Annotated in this window: 16 protein-coding genes; 11 read left to right on the top strand and 5 right to left on the bottom strand. The window is 53.2% G+C overall.

Going from position 1 to position 20,543, the window contains the following annotated elements:
* Positions 1-6: 6 nt before the first annotated feature.
* The 4 genes from accB to FDW94_RS20245 all read right to left on the bottom strand — a co-directional run bounded on the left by accB (position 7) and on the right by FDW94_RS20245 (position 3,568).
* On the bottom strand, positions 7-477 hold the full coding sequence (gene accB / locus FDW94_RS20260) for an acetyl-CoA carboxylase biotin carboxyl carrier protein (protein WP_003025210.1): 471 nt from the start codon (positions 475-477) through the stop codon (positions 7-9).
* A gap of 392 nt (positions 478-869) precedes the next feature.
* The gene (gene msrQ, locus FDW94_RS20255) at positions 870-1,469 is read right to left on the bottom strand and encodes a protein-methionine-sulfoxide reductase heme-binding subunit MsrQ (protein WP_137378155.1); all 600 of its coding nucleotides are present in this window, start codon (positions 1,467-1,469) and stop codon (positions 870-872) included.
* Complete coding sequence (gene msrP / locus FDW94_RS20250) at positions 1,470-2,474, bottom strand: protein-methionine-sulfoxide reductase catalytic subunit MsrP (protein ID WP_057067970.1); 1,005 nt, start codon at positions 2,472-2,474, stop codon at positions 1,470-1,472.
* 119 nt (positions 2,475-2,593) lie between these two features.
* On the bottom strand, positions 2,594-3,568 hold the full coding sequence (locus FDW94_RS20245; RefSeq protein WP_048236873.1) for an MDR family oxidoreductase: 975 nt from the start codon (positions 3,566-3,568) through the stop codon (positions 2,594-2,596).
* 225 nt (positions 3,569-3,793) lie between these two features.
* Between FDW94_RS20245 and csrD the strand changes: the two genes are divergently transcribed.
* The 8 genes from csrD (at position 3,794) to tldD (ending at position 16,243) form a co-directional block, all read left to right on the top strand.
* Complete coding sequence (csrD, locus tag FDW94_RS20240; protein ID WP_137378154.1) at positions 3,794-5,734, top strand: RNase E specificity factor CsrD; 1,941 nt, start codon at positions 3,794-3,796, stop codon at positions 5,732-5,734.
* A gap of 306 nt (positions 5,735-6,040) precedes the next feature.
* Positions 6,041-7,084, top strand: a complete 1,044-nt coding sequence (gene mreB / locus FDW94_RS20235) for a rod shape-determining protein MreB (RefSeq protein ID WP_000913396.1) — start codon at positions 6,041-6,043, stop codon at positions 7,082-7,084.
* A gap of 66 nt (positions 7,085-7,150) precedes the next feature.
* Positions 7,151-8,173, top strand: a complete 1,023-nt coding sequence (mreC, locus tag FDW94_RS20230) for a rod shape-determining protein MreC (RefSeq protein ID WP_003828827.1) — start codon at positions 7,151-7,153, stop codon at positions 8,171-8,173.
* Positions 8,174-8,662 (top strand): rod shape-determining protein MreD, encoded by a 489-nt coding sequence (mreD, locus tag FDW94_RS20225; protein WP_003025196.1) that lies wholly within the window; start codon positions 8,174-8,176, stop codon positions 8,660-8,662.
* A 7-nt stretch (positions 8,663-8,669) separates the two neighbouring features.
* Positions 8,670-9,263 carry a nucleoside triphosphate pyrophosphatase gene (locus tag FDW94_RS20220; protein ID WP_008785959.1) on the top strand — a complete coding sequence of 198 codons (594 nt, stop codon included), beginning with the start codon at positions 8,670-8,672 and terminating at the stop codon, positions 9,261-9,263.
* A complete protein-coding gene (gene rng / locus FDW94_RS20215) occupies positions 9,253-10,722 on the top strand; it encodes a ribonuclease G (protein ID WP_003025190.1) in 1,470 nt (489 codons plus the stop codon). Before FDW94_RS20220 ends, rng begins: the two co-directional genes overlap by 11 nt.
* Before the next feature lie 111 nt (positions 10,723-10,833).
* Entirely contained in the window at positions 10,834-14,634 is a 3,801-nt protein-coding gene (gene yhdP / locus FDW94_RS20210; protein ID WP_020996360.1) for an AsmA2 domain-containing protein YhdP, read from the top strand.
* 163 nt (positions 14,635-14,797) lie between these two features.
* Complete coding sequence (gene tldD, locus FDW94_RS20205) at positions 14,798-16,243, top strand: metalloprotease TldD (protein ID WP_057067987.1); 1,446 nt, start codon at positions 14,798-14,800, stop codon at positions 16,241-16,243.
* Positions 16,244-16,329: 86 nt separating this feature from the next.
* Here tldD and aaeR read toward each other — a convergent pair whose 3' ends face one another.
* Positions 16,330-17,259 carry an HTH-type transcriptional activator AaeR gene (gene aaeR / locus FDW94_RS20200; RefSeq protein WP_008785957.1) on the bottom strand — a complete coding sequence of 310 codons (930 nt, stop codon included), beginning with the start codon at positions 17,257-17,259 and terminating at the stop codon, positions 16,330-16,332.
* Positions 17,260-17,443: 184 nt separating this feature from the next.
* On the opposite strand from aaeR, the gene aaeX reads away from it, so the two are divergent.
* The 3 genes from aaeX to aaeB all read left to right on the top strand — a co-directional run.
* On the top strand, positions 17,444-17,647 hold the full coding sequence (gene aaeX, locus FDW94_RS20195) for a p-hydroxybenzoic acid efflux pump operon protein AaeX (RefSeq protein ID WP_003828816.1): 204 nt from the start codon (positions 17,444-17,446) through the stop codon (positions 17,645-17,647).
* Positions 17,648-17,654: 7 nt separating this feature from the next.
* Positions 17,655-18,587, top strand: coding sequence for a p-hydroxybenzoic acid efflux pump subunit AaeA (aaeA, locus tag FDW94_RS20190; protein WP_003828814.1), 933 nt, complete (start codon positions 17,655-17,657; stop codon positions 18,585-18,587).
* Positions 18,588-18,592: 5 nt separating this feature from the next.
* Positions 18,593-20,543 (top strand): p-hydroxybenzoic acid efflux pump subunit AaeB (aaeB, locus tag FDW94_RS20185; protein WP_137378157.1); only part of this gene is annotated, 1,951 nt, incomplete at its 3' end.

Genomic DNA, 20,543 nt, shown 5'->3' with positions numbered 1-20,543 from the left:
GCCTCGTTATTCGATGACGACCAGCGGCTCGTCAAATTCTACCGGTTGACCACTTTCTACCAGGATCGCTTTAACTACGCCGGATTTGTCGGCTTCGATCTGGTTCATCATTTTCATGGCTTCAACGATGCACAGGGTATCGCCCGCATTCACTTTCTGTCCGATTTCGATGAACGCTTTAGCATCCGGGCTCGGGGTGCGGTAGAACGTACCAACCATTGGGGAGCGTACGATGTGACCACTGATTTCCGCTGCTGCCGGAGCTTCCATACTTGGAGAGGCAGTTTGTGCGACAGCGTTAGACAGAGCTGGTTGCTGCATCACTGGTGCAGCATAAGCCTGTTGCATCATCGGAAAACTTGCAGCTGGCGCTGCACGGCTGATGCGTACAGATTCTTCGCCTTCAGAAATTTCCAGTTCGGAGATGCCTGATTCTTCAACCAGCTCGATCAGTTTTTTAATCTTACGAATATCCATGAGTGGGTTCCGTACTCTTTGTTTAGTGAGATTGTGACAGGCGTTTTACCGCCGTCTGTATAGCATTTTTATAACAGTGAGTGACAAGATGCCACGCATCTCAGGCGCTGCACTGGGTGCTGCTGCCATTAAGTGAGATTGCCAGACTTGTTAGTCATTGTGCGGCTATCTTCTGCCATTTTCGGGTAAAAGACAAAATATACCTTCAATATGCGATTGTCACCCTTTCAGCGCCTTAAAAACGCTACCGGGGATAGCAAAGTCGCACATTATAACTATTTCGTAGCAATTGGCAGCTAAATACTGGTCTTATCAGGGAAGATAATCAACCGTTAACATGTAAAGAAAATCGGATCGTCCGTGTTTTGCAACGCACTGCACATATCGTGAAACTACCGCCACCACTGGCGAAACTTCTTGTAACGGCACGCTAACAGCACCGCAGCGAGCGCTGCATAAATAATCGGTTGAGGGGAGATAATTTTTACCGACCACAGATAATGTATGGGTGCCAGGATCGCCACAAGATAGACGAAGTTGTGCAAATACTGCCAGTTTTTACCCAGCTTTCGCTGTGCAGCCTGCGAGGACGTTAAGGTGAGGGCGAATAATATGACCCAACTGACAATGCCCAAGGTTAAATAAGGTCGCGTAATTAATTCCCGCCCTAACAACGCCAGATTATTAATGCCCAGTTCCAGTAACGCGTAGCTGGTTAAATGCAGTGTTGCCCAGGCGAAACACCATAGCCCTAACAGGCGACGTGTGCGTATCAATAATGGCTGTTTAGCGTAGCGCGCGAGTGGAGAGACCAGCAAGGTCGCCAGCAAGAATTTCAGAGCTGTCCTACCGGTAAAGTGCTGGATATCTTTGACCGGATCGGCGCTCAGGCCGCCGTGATTTATCGCCCAAAATAGCCAGATAAACGGCAAAAAACCGGCAAGATGCAGGCAAACTTTCAGCCCGGTAATATACTTTGCGGTCAGTCGCACTTAAAAATTCTCCTGCAAATTGAGTCCGCGATACAGTGACGCAACCTCTTCGGCATAGCCGTTAAACATCAGCGTAGGCTGACGCTGTACGTCCAGAATACCGCCAGCGCCAATAAAACGCTCAGTGGCCTGGGACCAGCGGGGATGATCGACATGCGGATTCACGTTGGCATAAAACCCGTATTCATTGGGCGCGGCCAGATTCCAGGTTGTCGGAGGGCGTTCGCGCGTGAGTTTGATACTCACGATCGACTTAATGCCTTTAAATCCATATTTCCACGGCACAATTAAGCGAATGGGCGCGCCATTTTGTGGCGGAAGGGCCTTACCATAAACCCCCACGGTAAGCAGTGTGAGTGGGTGCATCGCTTCATCCAGGCGCAACCCTTCAACATAGGGATACTTCAGCCCGCCGCCAATGAAGCGATCTTTTTGTCCTGGCATTTCCTCCGGAGCGTACAGCGTTTCGAACGCGACATACTTCGCATTGCTGGTGGGTTCCACCTGCGCCAACAGTTTATGTAACGGAAAGCCAATCCACGGCACGACCATTGACCAGGCTTCCACGCAGCGCATGCGGTAAATCCGTTGCTCCAGCGGGAAACGGGTGGTCAAGGTATCGTGATCGAGAGTGAGTGGTTTGGCGACCTCACCACTGATTTTTAATGTCCACGGATCGGTTTTCAGGCTACCTGCGTTGGCTGCCGGATCCGCTTTGTCGAGACCGAATTCATAGAAGTTGTTGTAGCCAGAAACTTTATCCGCTGGGGTTAAAGGAAGCGAATTTTGCCAGGCGGCGGGCTTGCTGAAATCAAGCGGCTTTCCCGCGGGCGCGGGCGGGCGGTCATTACCCTTAAACCAACTCAGAAGGTCAGCCTGCGCAGAGTGGGGTAAAGACAACGCGGCTGCGCTGATCCCTAATGCTTTCAGCACATGGCGACGCTGCATAAAAAAAGCCGACTCGTCAGTGACGTCGGCTTCTGTAAATGGACGTAATTTCTTCATAACAGACTCCCGGCTTACGCGTCATAACTGACAGGGGACGCGTAGTTAATATGGCAGGGAGTCTGTAGATGTGCCGCGAAATTTCGTTAATTAAGTGTAAATTTCTGCGCCAGGGTCTGTTACTTCACCTTCACCAGCGTACGGCCTTGCACCTGGTTATTGATGATGGCATCGGCGAACTTCGGCGCATCCGCCAGCGTAATTTCCGTTGCCGCCTGAGCATAGAAAGATTCCGGCAGATCCTTAACCAGACGCGCCCAGGCTTCTGCACGGCGTGCCGGCGGGGTCATCACCGAGTCCACTCCTTGCAAACGAACGTTACGCAGAATGAATGGCATCACCGTGGTTGGCAGAGCGAAACCGCCAGCCAGACCGCAGGCGGCAACACAGCCGCCGTAGTTCATCTGCGCGAGGACTTTCGCCAGAACTTTGTCGCCAACGGTATCCACCGCGCCAGCCCACAGCTGTTTTTCCAGCGGGCGAGATTCAGCAAATTCATCGCGGCCAAGAACACGATTAGCGCCCAGGCTTTTCAGGTAGTCGTGGGTGCTTTCACGACCCGAAACCGCCGCAACCTGATAACCCAGCTTATGCAGTAACGCAACGGCCGTGCTGCCCACGCCTCCGCTGGCACCAGTGACGACGATCTCACCGTCTTGCGGACGAATTCCTGCATCTTCAAGCGCCATGACGCAAAGCATGGCGGTAAAGCCAGCGGTACCGATGACCATGGCTTTACGTCCATCCAGCCCTTTTGGCAGCGCAACCAGCCAGTCGCCTTTCACGCGTGCGCGTTCTGCCAGTCCACCCCAATGATTTTCACCTACGCCCCAACCGGTCAGTAAAACCTCCTGACCCGCATGAAAACGGGGATCTTCGCTTGCACGCACGGTACCAGCGAAATCGATACCAGGAATCATCGGAAAATTACGAATGATTTTTCCCTTGCCGGTGATAGCCAGGGCGTCTTTATAGTTCAGGCTTGACCAGTGGACATCCACCGTTACATCGCCTTCCGGTAGCTGATTTTCGTCGAGGGGTTGAACGGATGCGAGGGTTTTTCCGTCCTGCTGTTCTAAGATCAAAGCCTGCATAACCTGTCCTCAATTCGTATAGTGGATTGGAAAATTAATAATGAAGACTATACTCGCTAATCAAAACATGATGCCGATTCTGCGCAATAAATTGCCAGATATACCTGATTTGGTAGTATGCCCTCACAGTTTGTATAAATTGGCGGATTTTGCGGTCAGTTTTGCATTTTAGAGTCGATTTATCACTTTCAGGCCTGTTTCATAACTGTCGGAGTTAACACAAGGATGCGATTAACGACGAAATTTTCAGCTTTTGTCACGCTGCTTACTGGGTTAACGATCTTCGTGACTCTGATCGGCTGTTCGCTGAGTTTCTACAACGCTATTCAATATAAGTTCACCACGCGCGTTCATGCGGTCGCGACGGCGATTGATACGCATCTGGTCTCCAGAGATGTCGTTGCGTTAACCCCGCAAATCGATGAACTGATGGTTTCTGTTGATATCGTGCGCATCGAACTGTTGCAGGGCGAAAACGTGGTGTATGACCACTCCCGGACCAGCAGCTACCGACCGGCAGGGACAAACAATCTCTACCGCGAGATTACCGTACCGTTGGTCAAGCATCCGGGTATGTCATTGCGTCTGGTTTATCAGGATCCGATGGGTAACTATTTCCATTCGCTACTGACCACCGCGCCGCTCACGATAGCCATTGCTTTCATTATTCTGATGCTCTTTTTGTCTGTGCGCTGGCTTCAGCGTCAGCTTTCGGGTCAGGAGCTGCTGGAGATTCGTTCCACACGTATTCTGAACGGCGAACGTGGACCGAACGTGCGGGGAACGGTCTATGAATGGCCTGCGCGTACCAGCAGTGCGCTCGATATGCTGCTGACTGAAATTCAAAATGCCCGCGAGCAACGCAGCCGCCTGGATACGCTGATTCGTTCCTATGTCGCGCAGGATACAAAAACCGGGCTAAGCAACCGCTTGTTCTTTGATAACCAACTGGCCACGCTGCTGGAAGATCAGGAAAAAGTAGGCTCGCATGGCGTTGTGATGATGGTGCGCCTGCCGGACTTTACGCTGCTGCGTGATAGCTGGGGAATCACCCTAGCGGAAGAACAAATCTCGACGCTGATCAATTTGTTGTCGACTTTTATGACGCGCTATCCGGGCGCGTTGCTGGCGCGCTACCACCGTAGCGATTTTGCTATCCTGCTGCCGCACCGTACTCTGAAAGAGGCGGAAAGTATCGCCGGGCAATTATTAAAAGCGGTAGATGCACTTCCGGCTAATAAAATGATCGATCGTGCCGATATGGTTCATATTGGCATTTGCGTTTGCCGCAGCGGTCAGTCGCCGGAGCAAGTGATGGATCATGCTGAAGCCGCCACCCGGAATTCGGTATTGCAGGGAGGAAATAGCTGGTCGGTCTATGATGACTCGCTGCCGGAAAAAGGTCGGGGCAACGTACGCTGGCGAACGCTGATCGAACAGATGCTCAGCCGGGGCGGGCCGAGAATTTATCAAAAGCCTGCAGTAACGCGTGAAGGCCGGGTGCACCATCGGGAGTTGATGTGCCGTATTTTTGATGGCAACGAAGAGGTCATTTCGGCGGAATATATGCCGATGGTCCTGCAATTTGGTCTGGCAGAAGAATATGACCGTTTGCAGATAAGCCGTCTGATCCTGCTTTTGGGCTACTGGCCGCAGGAAAATCTGGCGATGCAGACAACGGTTGAATCGCTTATTCGTCCACGTTTTCAGCGCTGGCTGCGTGATACGCTGATGCAGTGCGAAAAATCATTACGCAAACGCATAATTATTGAACTTGCTGAGGCAGATGTCTGTCAACATATCAGCCGGTTACAGCCCGTCATCAGATTGATGAATGCGCTGGGCGTGCGTATTGCCGTTACGCAGGCGGGGTTAACGCTGGTGAGCACCAGTTGGATCAAAGAGCTTAACGTTGAGTTATTGAAGCTTCATCCAAGTCTGGTGAGGAACATTGATAAGCGAACGGAAAATCAGCTTCTGGTTCAAAGCCTGGTGGAGGCCTGTTCGGAAACACCCACGCAGGTTTACGCCACGGGCGTACGTTCGCGTAGTGAGTGGCATACGCTGACAGAACGCGGAGTTGCGGGTGGGCAAGGGGATTTTTTTGCCGCATCACAACCACTTGACACTAACGTGAAAAAATATTCGCAAAGATACTCGGTTTAACCTGCCGTTTAATTTGTTTTCACGTAGAATAACGCGCGCTGTGCCTTCTGGGGGTGTGCTTGCCTGCTCGCCAGGTTGTAACAGCAAACATGCAGGTGAATGACCTTTGACAGGTTGCAAACAAAAGCGAGGAGTGCTGCTGATTTATTCAGCCCTGATGGACTCAGGCCGGTTTTGTAACAAAGGAAACGAACTGCACTAATTTTCACCGTAGCAGATGATTTTTGCGCCTTGTCGCTGCTGCGTGTGGTTGGTAAAGTAAGCGGATTTTGTTTTCCGCCCCAGCTTTCAGGATTATCCCTTAGTATGTTGAAAAAATTTCGTGGCATGTTTTCCAATGACCTGTCCATTGACCTGGGTACCGCGAATACCCTTATTTATGTAAAAGGACAAGGCATCGTATTGAATGAGCCTTCTGTTGTGGCCATTCGTCAGGATCGTGCCGGTTCGCCGAAAAGCGTGGCTGCAGTAGGTCATGATGCGAAGCAGATGCTGGGTCGTACGCCGGGCAATATCGCTGCAATTCGCCCAATGAAAGACGGCGTTATCGCTGACTTCTTCGTGACTGAAAAAATGCTCCAGCACTTTATCAAGCAAGTGCACAGCAATAGCTTCATGCGCCCAAGCCCGCGCGTACTGGTGTGTGTACCGGTTGGAGCAACTCAGGTTGAACGCCGTGCGATCCGTGAATCCGCTCAGGGCGCAGGTGCTCGTGAAGTCTTCCTGATCGAAGAGCCGATGGCGGCCGCGATCGGTGCGGGTCTGCCAGTTTCTGAAGCAACCGGTTCAATGGTTGTGGATATCGGTGGTGGTACCACTGAAGTTGCCGTTATCTCCCTGAACGGCGTGGTTTACTCCTCTTCTGTCCGTATTGGCGGCGACCGCTTCGATGAAGCCATCATTAATTATGTTCGTCGTAACTACGGTTCACTGATCGGTGAAGCGACCGCAGAACGTATTAAACACGAGATCGGTTCCGCTTATCCGGGCGACGAAGTGCGCGAAATCGAAGTTCGCGGTCGTAACCTGGCTGAAGGCGTTCCGCGCGGCTTTACCCTGAACTCTAACGAGATTCTGGAAGCCCTGCAGGAACCACTGACCGGTATCGTGAGCGCAGTAATGGTTGCACTGGAACAGTGCCCGCCGGAACTGGCGTCTGACATCTCCGAACGCGGTATGGTGCTGACCGGTGGCGGTGCGCTGCTGCGTAACCTTGACCGTCTGTTAATGGAAGAAACCGGTATTCCAGTTGTTGTTGCTGAAGATCCGCTGACCTGCGTGGCGCGCGGCGGCGGCAAGGCGCTGGAAATGATCGACATGCACGGCGGCGACCTGTTCAGCGAAGAGTAATCGGATGCAGGTTGGGTAGCCCCCGCGGGTTGCCCTTCCGCTCTGATACGAGAATACGCATAGACTATGAAGCCAATTTTTAGCCGTGGCCCGTCGCTACAGATTCGCCTTATTCTGGCGGTGCTGGTGGCGCTCGGCGTTATTATTGCCGACAGCCGCCTGGGTACGTTTAGTCAAATCCGAACGTACATGGATACCGCCGTCAGTCCTTTCTACTTTATCTCAAATGGTCCTCGTGAATTACTCGACGGCGTGTCGCAAACGCTGGCTTCGCGTGACCAACTCGAACTTGAAAACCGGGCGTTGCGTCAGGAACTGCTGCTGAAAAACAGCGAACTACTGATGCTGGGGCAATACAAACAGGAGAACGCGCGTTTGCGTGAGCTGCTGGGATCGCCATTGCGTCAGGACGAACAAAAGATGGTGACGCAGGTCATCTCAACGGTTAATGACCCTTACAGCGATCAGGTCGTGATCGACAAAGGGAGCGTTAACGGCGTCTACGAAGGCCAGCCGGTTATTAGCGACAAAGGCGTAGTAGGTCAGGTCGTGGCGGTGGCTAAATTGACCAGCCGCGTGCTGCTGATTTGCGATGCGACGCATGCGCTGCCCATTCAGGTACTGCGTAATGATATCCGCGTGATCGCTGCGGGTAACGGCTGCACCGACGATCTTCAGCTCGAACACCTGCCGGCTAACACCGACATTCGCGTTGGCGATGTGCTGGTCACCTCGGGTCTGGGTGGACGTTTCCCTGAAGGTTATCCGGTTGCTGTTGTTTCTTCCGTTAAGCTGGACACTCAGCGCGCATATACCGTGATTCAGGCTCGCCCGACTGCGGGTCTGCAGCGTCTGCGCTATCTGCTGCTGTTGTGGGGTGCCGATCGTAATGGCGCAAACCCGATGACGCCGGAAGAAGTACACCGCGTTGCGAATGAACGTCTGATGCAAATGATGCCGCAAGTTCTGCCTGCACCAGATACCATGGGACCGCCTGCGCCAATGCCAGCACCTGCAACAGGCGTGGCTCCAGCGCCCGCAGATACCACGCCGCCACAACCTGCTCCGCGTAAGCCGGGAGGACAGTAAGTGGCAAGCTATCGTAGCCAGGGACGTTGGGTAATTTGGCTCTCGTTCCTTATTGCACTGTTGCTGCAAGTCATGCCCTGGCCGGATGACATTCTGGTTTTCCGGCCAAACTGGGTGCTGCTCATCTTGTTGTATTGGATCCTGGCACTGCCGCATCGCGTAAATGTGGGCACGGGATTTGTGGTGGGTGCCATACTGGATCTCATCAGCGGCTCCACGCTTGGCGTGCGCGCATTGTCGATGAGTATCATTGCTTATCTGGTCGCGTTGAAATTCCAGCTATTCCGAAACCTCGCGCTCTGGCAACAGGCGCTGGTGGTCATGTTGTTATCACTGGTCGTGGATATTATTGTTTTCTGGGCCGAGTTTTTAGTGATCAACGTCTCTTTCAGACCTGAAGTGTTCTGGAGTAGTGTAGTGAATGGTGTGCTTTGGCCATGGCTATTCTTACTGATGCGTAAAGTCCGTCAGCAGTTTGCGGTGCAATAAGGTTGATATGAATACTCTGTATCTTGCTTCAGGTTCTCCACGTCGTCAGGAGTTGCTCGCTCAGCTTGGTGTTACGTTTGAACGACTGGTCCCAGGGATTGAAGAACAGCGGCACCCGCAGGAAAGCGCGCAGCAGTACGTTTCCCGTCTGGCGCGCGAAAAAGCGCAGGCTGGCGTAGCGCTGGCCCAGCGCGATTTGCCGGTATTGGGTGCGGATACCATCGTTATCCTTAATGGCGAAGTGCTGGAAAAACCTCACGACGCCGACCATGCCGCAGCAATGCTGCGCAAACTGTCGGGCAAAACGCATCAAGTTATGACGGCCGTGGCACTGGCCGATCGCCAGCACAGTCTGGACTGCCTGGTAGTGACGGAAGTGACATTCAGAGCACTAACCGATGAGGACATCGCGGGCTATGTTGCCAGCGGTGAACCAATGGATAAAGCAGGTGCATACGGTATTCAAGGGTTGGGTGGCTGTTTTGTCAGGAAGATAAATGGCAGCTATCACGCCGTAGTCGGCTTACCGCTGGTAGAAACGTATGAGTTGCTGACCAATTTTAACGCACTGCGTGAGAAAAGGGATAAACATGACGGCTGAATTGTTGGTAAACGTAACGCCATCGGAAACTCGGGTGGCTTACATTGATGGTGGTATTCTGCAGGAAATTCATATTGAACGTGAGGCGCGACGCGGAATCGTAGGCAATATCTACAAAGGTCGTGTAAGTCGTGTACTTCCGGGTATGCAGGCGGCTTTTGTAGATATTGGACTGGATAAAGCCGCATTTCTTCACGCTTCTGACATCATGCCGCACACCGAATGCGTGGCGGGTGAAGAACAAAAACAGTTCACCGTACGCGACATCTCTGAACTGGTGCGCCAGGGTCAGGATCTGATGGTGCAGGTGGTAAAAGATCCGTTGGGAACTAAAGGTGCACGCCTGACGACGGACATCACGCTTCCTTCCCGTTATCTCGTCTTTATGCCGGGGGCTTCGCACGTTGGCGTATCCCAACGTATCGAAAGCGAAACCGAACGCGAACGCCTGAAAAAAGTGGTGGCGGATTACTGCGATGAGCAGGGTGGCTTCATCATTCGCACGGCGGCGGAAGGCGTATGTGAAGAGGATCTGGCCTCGGATGCTGCCTACCTGAAGCGCGTCTGGACGAAAGTCATGGAGCGTAAAAAGCGCCCGCAAACGCGCTACCAGATGTACGGTGAGTTGGCACTGGCACAGCGCGTGTTGCGTGACTTTGCCGATGCGCAGCTTGACCGCATCCGCGTCGACTCCCGTCTGACCTATGAGGCGTTACTGGAATTTACGGCGGAATATATCCCCGAGATGACCAGCAAGCTGGAACATTACAGCGGGCGACAGCCTATTTTTGATCTCTTTGACGTTGAGAATGAAATCCAGCGCGCGCTGGAACGCAAAGTTGAGCTGAAGTCCGGCGGTTATTTGATCATCGATCAAACCGAAGCGATGACCACCGTGGATATCAACACTGGCGCGTTTGTTGGGCATCGTAATCTCGACGACACTATCTTTAATACTAATATTGAAGCAACGCAGGCCATTGCTCGTCAGCTGCGTCTGCGTAACCTCGGCGGTATTATCATTATCGATTTTATCGACATGAATAATGAAGATCACCGTCGCCGGGTGCTGCACTCCCTGGAGCAGGCTCTGAGCAAGGATCGCGTAAAAACCAGCATTAACGGTTTTTCACAGCTGGGCCTGGTGGAGATGACGCGCAAACGCACACGTGAAAGCGTGGAACATGTACTGTGCAACGAGTGTCCGACCTGCCATGGGCGTGGCACGGTGAAAACGGTGGAAACCGTATGCTATGAAATCATGCGCGAAATCGTGCGCGTACACCATGCATATGACTCTGACCGTTTCCTGGTTTATGCCTCTCCGGCAGTGGCTGAAACCCTGAAAGGTGAAGAGTCACATGCGCTGGCGGAAGTTGAGATCTTTGTCGGCAAACAGGTCAAAGTACAAATCGAACCGCTGTATAACCAGGAGCAGTTCGACGTCGTCATGATGTAAATCGTGTAGTGGCACCCGCGCATGTAGGCCGGATAAGGCGCAAGCGCCGTTATCCGGCAATATTCACTCAAGGGGTGTGAGTCATATTTTTTGGTAGACAAGGAGAGGCGCGTGAGGCGATTGCCGGGGATTTTACTGCTCACTGGAGCCGCATTCGTTGTCATCGCAGCGCTGCTGGTCAGTGGACTGCGCCTTGCGTTACCTCATCTTGATAGCTGGCGTCCGGCCATTCTTGGCAAGATTGAATCCGCCACAGGTCTGCCTGTTTCCGCTAGCCAGCTTTCTGCCAGCTGGCAAAATTTCGGTCCTACGCTTGAAGCGCGCAATATCCATGCGCAGCTGAAAGATGGGGGAGAATTTTCGGTAAAACGCGTCACGCTGGCGCTGGATGTCTGGCAAAGTTTGCTGCACATGCGCTGGCAGTTTCGCGATCTCACCTTCTGGCAACTGCAGTTGCGCACCAATACGCCTATCCAGCGCAGCGAAGGCGGAGATGGGATTGAAACCGGCCATCTCAGCGATCTCTTCCTGCGTCAGTTTGATCATTTCGATCTACGCGACAGCCATATCAGCTTTATAACCCTCTCAGGTCAACGTGCTGAACTGGCGATCCCCCAGCTTACCTGGCTGAATGGTAAAAATCGGCATCGCGCCGAGGGTCAGGTCAGCCTCTCCAGCCTGACCGGACAGCACGGCATTATGCAGGTGCGTATGGACCTGCGTGATGACGAAGGGCTGTTGAATAACGGTCGAGTTTGGCTGCAGGCAGACGACATCGACGTCAAACCATGGCTGGGCAAATGGATGCAGGATAATGTCGCGCTACAAACCGCGCGTTTTAGCCTGGAAGCATGGATGACGATCAGCAAAGGCGTCGTTTCTGGTGGTGATGTCTGGCTGAAAAAAGGCGGGGCAAGTTGGCTGGGTGAAAATCGTACGCACACGCTCTCCGTCGATAATCTGACGGCGCACATCAGCCGTGAAGAGCCGGGCTGGCAATTCTCTATTCCCGATACGCGTATCACCATGGATGATAAGCCCTGGCCGAGCGGGGCATTAACGCTGGCCTGGATCCCCGAGCAGGAAGTCGGTGGCGAGAATAACAAACGCAGTGATGAGCTACGCATTCGCGCCAGTAATCTGGAACTGGCCGGGTTAGAAGGACTGCGTCCGATGGCGTCCCGGTTATCACCTGCGCTGGGTGATATCTGGCGGGCCACGCAACCCAGCGGCAAAATAGATGTGCTTGCGCTGGATATCCCGTTACAGGCGACAGAAAAAACCCGCTTCCTGTCCTCGTGGACCGATTTGGCCTGGAAACAGTGGAAGCTGCTGCCGGGGGCAGAACATTTCTCCGGTACGCTTGCGGGCAGCGTTGAAAATGGGGCGCTTACCGCCTCCATGAAACAAGCAAAAATGCCGTATGAAACCGTCTTCCGCGCGCCGCTGGAAATAGAGAACGGCGTGGCGACGCTAAGCTGGCTGAAGAATGATAAAGGCTTCCAGTTAGACGGGCGCAACATTGATGTTAAAGCGAAAGCGGTACATGCGCGCGGTGGTTTTCGCTATCTGCAACCGGCTGATGATGAGCCATGGTTGGGCATTCTGGCCGGTATCAGCACCGACGATGGCTCCCAGGCCTGGCGCTATTTCCCGGAAAACCTGATGGGTAAGGATCTGGTTGACTACCTCAGCGGCGCTATTCAGGGCGGCGAAGCGGATAACGCCACGCTGGTGTATGGCGGTAACCCGAATCTGTTCCCGTATCTGCACAATGAAGGGCAGTTTCAGGTCCTGGTGCCGCTACGCAATGCGAAATTTGCTTTCCAGCCCGACTGGCCTGCGCTAACCGATCTTAATATCGAACTAAACTTCATTAACGATGGCCTGTGGATGAAGACGGATAGCGTCAATCTAGGCGGCGTGAAGGCCAGTAACCTGACGGCTAATATTCCCGACTATGCAAAAGAAAAGCTGCTGATTGATGCCGATATCAACGGGCCAGGCAAGGCGGTTGGACCTTATTTTGATGAGACTCCGTTGAAGGATTCTCTCGGTGCCACGCTGGAACAGTTGCAAATTGACGGTGATGTGAATGCTCGCTTACATCTTGATATTCCGCTAGACGGCTCGCTGGTTACCGCCAAAGGCGACGTCAACCTGCGTAATAACAGCTTGTTTATTAAACCACTCGACAGCACGCTGAAGAATTTGAATGGTAAATTCAGCTTTATCAACGGCGATCTGAAGAGCGAGCCGATGACGGCGAACTGGTTTAATCAGCCGCTGAACGTCGACTTCTCCACCACCGAAGGGGCGAAAGCCTATCAGGTAGCCGTGAACCTGCAAGGCGACTGGCAGCCAACCCGCATGGGGATTTTACCGGCGCAGGTCAACGATGCGTTAAGCGGTAGCATGGCGTGGAATGGCAAAGTGGGTATCGATCTTCCGTATCATGCAGGGCCGACCTACGACATTGAGCTAAAGGGTGACCTGAAGAATGTAAGTAGTCACTTACCTGCTCCGCTGAATAAGGCGCCCGGTGAAGCGTTGCCGGTGAATGTTAAGGCCAACGGTAATCTGCGCAGCTTTGAACTGACCGGTAATGCTGGCAGTAAGAACCACTTTAACAGCCGCTGGTTGCTGAATCAGAAACTGACGCTTGACCGCGCTATCTGGACGTCGGAAAGCCGTACTGTGCCCGCGTTACCCGATCAGCAAGGCATTGAGCTTAATCTTCCCCCTATGGATGGCGCGCAATGGCTGGCGTTGTTCCAAAAAGGCGCAGCGGATAACGTTGGCACTAATGCCAACTTCCCACAACGCATCACCGTGCGTACGCCATCGTTATCCCTGGGCGGTCAGCAGTGGAATAATTTGAGTATTGTGTCTGAGCCTGCGAGCAATGGCTCCATCGTACAGGCGCAGGGTCGTGAAATTAACGCCACGCTGGCGATGCGCAATAATGCGCCATGGCTGGCCAATATTAAGTATCTTTATTACAACCCCAGCGCGGCGAAAGCGTCACCGGGCAACACATCAGCCTCGCCGTTTTCCGCCGTGGACAACTTCAGCTTCCGCGGCTGGCCGGACCTTCAGTTACGCTGTGCCGAGTGCTGGATGTGGGGACAGAAATATGGGCGCATTGATGCCGATGTAGCAATTAAAGGCGACACGCTAACGTTGAGCAACGGTCTGTTGGATACGGGCTTTGCCAGACTGACCACCGATGGCGTGTGGGTGAATGCGCCGGGCAAAGAGCGAACGTCACTGAAGGGTAAACTGAGCGGCAGTAAAATTGACTCCGCTGCCAGTTTCTTTGGCGTATCGACCCCGATTCGTAACTCTTCGTTCAACGTGGAGTATGACCTGCACTGGCGTAACCCGCCGTGGGATCCGGACGAAGCATCGCTGAATGGGATTTTGCGTACCCGGTTGGGCAAAGGTGAGCTTACCGAACTCAGTACCGGGCATGCGGGGCAACTGTTGCGACTGCTGAGCTTTGATGCGTTGCTACGTAAACTGCGTTTTGATTTTAGCGATACCTTCAGTGAAGGTTTCTATTTCGACTCGATTCGCAGCACGGCGTGGATCAAAGATGGTGTGATGCATACCGACGACACGCTGGTGGATGGTCTGGAGGCAGACATTGCGATGAAAGGCTCAGTGAACCTGGTCCGTCGGGAGCTGGATATGGAAGCCATTGTCGCGCCTGAAATTTCTGCCACCGTAGGGGTTGCCGCTGCGTTTGCTGTCAACCCGATTGTCGGCGCGGCGGTATTTGCTGCCAGTAAGGTTCTGGGACCATTGTGGAGCAAAGTTTCGATTCTGCGCTATCGCATCACCGGTCCGGTCGATAAACCGCAGATTAACGAAGTTCTGCGTCAGCCGCGCAAAGAAAGCCAGCAATGATTTGACGGGGGCGAGTAATTGCCCCAATCTCAGTACAGTGATCTTCTACCGCAGTCCGTAGGCCGGAAAAGGCGTTCACGCCGCCATCCGGCATTGAAGTGCCTGATGGCGACGATGGCGCGTCTTATCAGGCCTACAACAGAAACTAATGAGTACCAAAACGATGAGTCTGAACCTGGTAAGTGAACAATTGCTAGCGGCGAATGGCCTGAAACATCAGGATCTGTTTGCCATTCTGGGCCAACTGGCCGAACGCCGTCTTGACTACGGCGATCTCTACTTTCAGTCGAGCTATCACGAATCCTGGGTTTTAGAAGACCGCATCATTAAAGACGGCTCTTACAATATCGATCAGGGTGTTGGCGTGCGCGCCATCAGCGGCGAAAAAACGGGGTTTGCCTATGCAGACCAGATCAGCCTGCTGGCGCTGGAGCAAAGTGCTCATGCTGCCCGTACTATCGTGCGTGACAGCGGTGACGGCAAAGTAAAAACGCTGGGAGCGGTTGAGCATCAGGCGCTTTACACTTCGGTTGATCCATTACAGAGCATGAGCCGCGAAGAGAAACTGGATATTCTGCGTCGCGTTGATAGCGTGGCCCGTGCCGCCGACAAACGCGTCCAGGAAGTAACCGCCAGCCTGACCGGTGTTTATGAACTGATCCTGGTAGCAGCGACCGACGGTACGTTGGCCGCTGATGTTCGTCCGCTGGTACGCCTGTCCGTAAGCGTACAGGTCGAAGAGGACGGTAAGCGCGAGCGCGGTGCCAGCGGTGGTGGCGGTCGTTTTGGCTATGACTATTTCCTTGGCGACCTTGATGGTGAAGTCCGTGCTGACGCTTGGGCGAAAGAAGCCGTACGCATGGCGTTAGTTAATTTGTCCGCGATAGCAGCGCCTGCTGGTACGCTGCCGGTAGTACTCGGTGCTGGCTGGCCTGGCGTTCTGCTGCATGAAGCGGTCGGTCATGGTCTGGAAGGTGACTTTAACCGCCGTGGTACCTCGGTATTCAGCGGTCACATGGGTGAGCTGGTGGCGTCGGAACTGTGTACCGTTGTGGATGATGGCACAATGGCGGACCGTCGTGGCTCTGTGGCTATTGATGATGAAGGCACACCGGGTCAGTACAACGTGCTGATCGAAAACGGTATTCTGAAAGGCTACATGCAGGACAAACTGAACGCGCGCCTGATGGGCGTCGCGCCAACGGGTAACGGTCGCCGTGAATCTTACGCGCACCTGCCGATGCCACGCATGACCAACACCTACATGCTGCCGGGGAAATCCACGCCGCAGGAAATCATCGAATCCGTTGAATACGGCATTTATGCGCCTAACTTCGGCGGCGGCCAGGTGGATATCACCTCCGGGAAATTCGTGTTCTCGACGTCTGAAGCGTATCTGATTGAAAACGGTAAAGTAACCAAACCGGTGAAAGGCGCGACGCTGATTGGGTCTGGTATCGAAGCGATGCAGCAGATTTCAATGGTAGGTAACGACCTGAAGCTGGATAACGGGGTTGGTGTGTGCGGTAAAGAAGGGCAGAGCCTGCCGGTGGGCGTGGGCCAGCCGACGCTGAAGGTGGATAACCTGACGGTAGGTGGTACTGCATAACATCATGATGTATGCCCGATAAGCACCAGTGCTATCGGGCATCTTTCCGGACGCGGCGTCAACGCCTTATCCGGCCAATACTCTTTTTATTTCTCTTTTCCCCGGCCGTACATCCCCTGAAAAAGCTGCGCTACATCGACAAAATACTCCGTCAGATAGTTAATCACCACCTGGACCTTGAGCGGCAGTTTGTCTTTTTCGGTATATAGCGCATAGACCGGACGCGGATCCGACTGGTAGCGGGGAAGGAGGATCTCCACTTCGCCACGATTGATCTCATTGATCACCCACATCAGCGGCACATAGGCAATGCCCGCACCCGCAGCCAGCCAGCGCACCAATGTCATCGGATCGTTAGTCACAAAACGACCCTCTGGGATCAAGCGGGTGGAAATTCCTTCCGGAGCGATAAGCTCGAATTCATTATCCGGGCGCACGCTGTATTCCAGCCACGAGTGGTTGCTGAGATCGGCGGGTTTCTCCGGGGCACCAAACTGTGCGAGATAGCTTTTAGCCGCGCAGACTACCATCGGCATGGCACCCAGGCGACGCGAGAACAGACTGGAGTCCTGCAACGCACCGACGCGTATGACCACGTCCAGACCATCGGCGATTAAATCCGGGGCCGGGATGCCTGTTACCAGATTTACCGTCAGACCGGGGTATTCCTTCAGCATTGTCGCGGTCAATCCGGCGAGGACATTTTGTGCCATGGTTGAAGAACAACCAATGCGCAGTGTGCCGATGGGCGTGTTGTTAAAGGCATAAAGCTGCTCGTGAACATCCTGCGCTTCGTGCAGCATTCTCCGGCAGCCCTGGTAGTAAATTTTACCGGCTTCGGTCAGCCCAATGCTGCGTGTACTGCGGTTTAGCAGCTTAACCTGTAGCTCATCTTCCAGTTTGGAGACCGTCTGGCTTATCGATGAAACGCTCATTTGTAGCTGTCTTGCGGCGGCGGTGAAGGAGCCCAGTTCGACGACTTTGGCGAACACCGACATACGTTTTAATCGTTCCATTGTTCACTCTGGCTTAAAAGTGATTTAGATCACATAATATAGATAACAGCATAACAGTTACGTTAATATATTATTATTCAAATAACAGCTATGTCGCTCTCGCCTGGCTCATCCTTGCCCTTCTCTGCGGTGACATACGCTAGAAAATCTATCACCTGCACTCTCTTAAGTTACCAAGGTCAACATGAGTCTGTTTCCCGTTATCGTGGTGTTTGGTTTGTCCTTCCCACCGATTTTTTTCGAATTACTTTTGTCACTGGCGATTTTCTGGCTGGTGCGCCGGATGCTGGTTCCAACCGGCATCTATGATTTTGTCTGGCATCCGGCTCTGTTTAACACCGCGCTGTATTGCTGCCTGTTCTATTTAATAACGCGCCTGTTCGTTTGAGGTTGAAGTGAAAACACTAACAAAAAAACTCTCCCGTACGGCCACGACTCTCGTACTGGTCATTCTGGCCTTCATCGCTATTTTTCGCGCATGGGTGTATTACACCGAGTCGCCATGGACACGTGATGCGCGTTTCAGCGCGGAAGTTGTCGCTATTGCGCCGGATGTTGCGGGTCTTATTTCCAACGTTAACGTCCATGATAACCAACTGGTGAAAAAGGATCAGATTCTGTTCACCATCGATCAGCCACGCTATAAGAAAGCCCTTGAGCAGGCCGAAGCTGATGTTTCTTATTATCAGGTTCTGGCCCAGGAAAAACGCCAGGAGGCTGGCCGTCGTAACCGCCTGGGCGTGCAGGCCATGTCTCGTGAAGAGATTGACCAGTCAAACAACGTCCTGCAAACCGTATTACACCAGCTTGCGAAAGCACAAGCGACCCGCGACCTGGCAAAATTAGATCTGGAACGTACCGTCATTCGCGCACCAGCAGACGGTTGGGTCACTAACCTGAACGTTTATAGCGGCGAATTTATTACGCGTGGTTCCACAGCGGTGGCACTGGTCAAACAGCATTCTTTCTATGTGCTGGCTTATATGGAAGAAACCAAACTAGAAGGCGTTCGCCCTGGTTATCGCGCTGAGATCACCCCGTTGGGCAGTAATAATGTCTTAAAAGGTACCGTTGATAGCGTGGCGGCGGGGGTAACAAATGCCAGCAGTACGCAGGATGCAAAAGGTATGGCGACCATTGATTCAAATCTGGAATGGGTGCGCCTGGCGCAGCGTGTACCGGTGCGAATCCGCCTTGATGAGCAGCAGGGAACTCTGTGGCCTGCCGGGACAACGGCTACCGTTGTCATTACCGGTAAGCAGGACCGTGATGCAAGCCAGGAGTCCTTCTTCCGTAAAATGGCGCACCGCCTGCGCGAGTTTGGTTAATCGCGATGGGTATTTTCTCCATTGCCAACCAGCATATCCGCTTTGCGGTAAAACTGGCGTGCGCGATTGTACTGGCGCTGTTCGTTGGTTTTCACTTCCAACTTGAGACTCCGCGTTGGGCGGTGCTGACTGCAGCCATTGTGGCGGCAGGCCCGGCCTTTGCTGCCGGTGGGGAACCCTATTCAGGGGCTATTCGCTATCGCGGCATGCTGCGTATTGTCGGGACATTTATCGGTTGTATTGCCGGACTGATCATTATCATCAGTATGATCCGCGCTCCGTTATTGATGATCCTGGTGTGCTGTATCTGGGCCGGATTTTGTACCTGGATCTCGTCACTGGTGAAGATCGAGAACTCCTATGCCTGGGGGCTTTCGGGCTATACGGCGCTGATCATCGTCATTACCATTCAGGCCGAACCGCTGCTGACGCCGCAATTTGCGCTCGAACGTTGCAGTGAAATTGTGATGGGGATTGTCTGTGCCATTGTGGCCGATCTACTTTTCTCTCCCCGTTCGATAAAACAAGAGATTGATGTTGAGCTGGACAGCCTGCTGGTGGCGCAATATCAACTGATGCAGTTGTGCATTAAGCACGGCGACAGCGAGGTTGTGGATAAAGCCTGGGGCGATTTAGTCCGTCGTACGGCAGCGCTGGAAGGTATGCGCAGTAACCTGAATATGGAGTCTTCACGCTGGGGGCGTGCTAACCGCAGGCTTAAGGCATTGAACACGCTGTCGCTCACGCTCATCACGCAGTCCTGTGAAACCTATCTTATTCAGAACACCCGACCGGAACTGATTACTGATACTTTCCGCGAGTTGTTCGATACGCCGGTTGAAACGGTGCAGGATGTCCATAAACAGTTGAAGCGGATGCGTCGGGTTATTGTCTGGACTGGCGAACGTGAAACACCGGTAACGATTTATAGCTGGGCGGGGGCCGCGACGCGCTACCTGCTGCTCAAACGTGGTGTGGTGAGTAATACCAAGATTAGCGCTACGGAAGAAGAGATCCTGCAAGGTGAGCCGGTGGTGAAAGTGGAGTCTGCCGAGCGTCATCATGCGATGGTTAACTTCTGGCGCACCACGCTTTCTTGTGTGCTGGGGACCTTATTCTGGCTATGGACCGGATGGACCTCCGGCAGCGGTGCAATGGTGATGATTGCGGTCGTCACCTCGCTGGCAATGCGTTTGCCAAATCCTCGCATGGTGGCGATAGACTTTATCTATGGGACGTTGGCAGCGTTACCGCTCGGAGCGCTCTATTTCCTGGTGATTATCCCTAATACGCAACAAAGCATGCTGTTACTGTGCCTGAGCCTGGCGGTGCTGGGATTCTTTCTGGGGATTGAGGTACAGAAACGACGGTTGGGATCGATGGGGGCGCTGGCCAGCACCATTAATATCATTGTGCTGGATAACCCGATGACCTTCCACTTTAGCCAGTTCCTTGATAGTGCGCTGGGGCAGATTGTTGGCTGCGTGTTGGCGTTTATCGTCATCCTGCTGGTGCGTGATAACTCTCGTGACAGAACAGGCCGCGTATTGCTCAACCAGTTTGTTTCGGCGGCGGTTTCAGCAATGACCACCAATGTAGTCCGTCGTAAAGAAAATCATCTTCCGGCACTTTATCAGCAGCTGTTTTTACTGATGAACAAGTTTCCCGGCGATCTGGCGAAGTTTCGCCTGGCGCTGACGATGATCATCGCGCACCAGCGCCTGCGTGATGCACCGGTACCGGTAAACGAGGATCTATCCGCATTCCATCGTCAGCTTCGTCGTACTGCCGATCACGTAATTTCAGCAGGAAATGACGACAAGCGCCGACGCTACTTTAGCCAGTTACTGGAGGAGCTTGAGGTTTACCAGGAGAAATTAATTATCTGGCAAGCACCGCCGCAGGTGACCGAGCCGGTAAAACGACTCAGTGGGATGCTGCACAAATACCAGCATG

Source organism: Citrobacter sp. wls757 (genome assembly GCF_005280935.1).
Taxonomy (GTDB): Bacteria; Pseudomonadota; Gammaproteobacteria; order Enterobacterales; family Enterobacteriaceae; genus Citrobacter; species Citrobacter portucalensis.
Note: the sequence above shows the minus strand (reverse complement) of the source record. Positions and strands in the feature narration are given on the sequence as shown.